The sequence below is a fragment of the Tritonibacter horizontis genome, assembly GCF_001518015.1.
GTDB classification, from domain to species: Bacteria; Pseudomonadota; Alphaproteobacteria; order Rhodobacterales; family Rhodobacteraceae; genus Epibacterium; species Epibacterium horizontis.
Genome location: NZ_LPUY01000122.1, coordinates 1 through 2,009, shown reverse-complemented (window position 1 = coordinate 2,009; position 2,009 = coordinate 1). Strand labels below are relative to the sequence as shown.

Genomic DNA, 2,009 nt, shown 5'->3' with positions numbered 1-2,009 from the left:
GGCCAGCGTGTCACGGCCCGCACCGCCCAGCAGCCGGTCATCGCCGTCCCCGCCGCGCAGTTGATCGTCGCCCGCGCCGCCATCCAGACGATCGCCGCCGCCCTGCCCGTCCAGAACCTCATCCCCATCGCCGCCGCTGATGCGGTCATCGCTGCTGCCGCCATACTGCACCCCGTCGTCCTCGCGCAGGCCCAATTGCCAGCGATGCGGGCTGCCGAGGCCGGCAGGCCAGATGTCATCAAGGCTCAGGCTCCGGCCATTGTGGCTCTGGACCAGGATCCTGGTGTCGTCGCAGATCAGTTCGATACCATCGCCGCGGCCACGGGTGGTGATCCCGGAGAGGCTGCGCAGGCTGGTAAAGGCCGACATGTCGAGCTGATCCTCTGCGACGGTGAAATCGAGGATGCGGATCACATCGCGCCCCGGTGCCGCCTGCGCTGTCGCCACAAAAACATCCGCCCCGGCGCCCCCGGTCAGCTCGGCCCCTGCGGCGGTTGCGATCAGCACATCCTCGCCCGCGCCGCCATCCAGCCGCGCCGCCCCCAGCAGCAGATCGTCGCCGGCGCTGCCATGCTGACCCGCCGGGGCAAAGGAGGTGAGGTCATACCGCAGCCGGGCCAGCCCTGCGCCATCCTGGCTGGCGGCATAGATCTCCAGACTGTCGCCGATCTGCACGGCGGCCAGCGCCGAGATCGCGGCCAGATCCTGCCCGACCCCGTTTTCCAGCGCTGCCCGGTGCAACAGGCGCCCGTCGGGCAACAGCTCCAGCAACGACAGGCCGCCGTCGCCACCGCCGGCCAGCACCAGCACCCGGCCATTGACCTGCACCACGTCGAGTGCGGCGATCTGGCCAAAGCGGGTGGCCAGCGTATCGCTGAGGTGATCGGCCATCGCCAGGCTGCCGTCGGCGGCCACGGATACCACGGTGAGAGAGCCGCTTTGACCGGCGCCCAGCACCGCCCAGGTCTGGCCATGGGCGGTGATCGTCTCCAGCACGCCGGGCCCCGCCACCGGCAGCCCCTCGGCGGTGCCAAGCGTGTCAGCCCCCGTCAGCGCACCGCTGATGGGGTCGATCCGGTAGCTGGCCAGCCCGCCCATACGGGCATCGGCCACCAGCAGGATGCCGGTGTCGCTGATTGCCAGGGCCTGGGCCTCTGTATGGATCGGGCTCCGGGGGGACGCCGGAGTGGGCTCGGCGCCGGAATCGGTCACCCGCCAGCTGGTCAGCGCACCGGTGCGATCCAGCGCCACCAGCAGATCCTGTCCTGAGGCCAGCTGCGTCGCCGCCACCTGCTCCACCGGGGCCTCCAGCCCGGACAGGGACAGGGCACGCCCGCCGTCGAGGCTGCCGGTTGTGTTGATCTCATAGCCGGTGACCCCGGTGATTTCAGATCCGGCGGCGATCAGGCGACCGCCTTGCGCCAGCACCGTGGCCTGACCACTGGCAAGCGAACCAGCGTGATGATCGCGCGTCGACAGCAGGCGGGCGCCGCTTTGCGACAGGGCATAGCCACTCACGCCGCCATTCAGCCCGGTGCTGGCATAAAGCTGCACGCCCTGCCCGGTGACGCAGAGATCCAGATCCCGGATATCCAGATCGAACATCTCTTCGCCACTCATGACCCGGCCGACAAATTGCAGATTGCGCTGTGCCATACTCATCCCCTTCACCCCGGGACAGGCACCGCACCCTGCGGCCTGTCCCCGCTGGCAGGGGTGACAGGGCGGCGTGGCCACAAGGCGGAGGGTAATGCGGCAAGATTGCGGATATTGTTCTCAGCTTGAGGACAATTTGATCGGAATCGGGCCCAACCCACCCCGAATGATGCGGACTGTTTCCAGATTTCGGGGCGACCGCCGGCCTGTTGCGCAGGGGGCGTACGCGCTCTTTGCCGGGTTTTCAGCTGCTTTGGCTATGCTTGCGACTGTTGTTCGTTCTTTCAGATCCCCGACAGGAGCCCCCATGAGCCAATCCTCGCCGCGCCTTGATCTGCCTTATCTGCAGCCCG

At 68.2% G+C, this 2,009-nt stretch carries 1 protein-coding gene; it reads right to left on the bottom strand.

Translation table 11 applies throughout. The annotated features are described in order from the left end of the window. Positions 1-1,656: hypothetical protein (locus TRIHO_RS24325; protein WP_068248127.1), on the bottom strand; the 1,656-nt coding region annotated here is incomplete at its 3' end. Between the last annotated feature and the right edge of the window lie 353 nt (positions 1,657-2,009).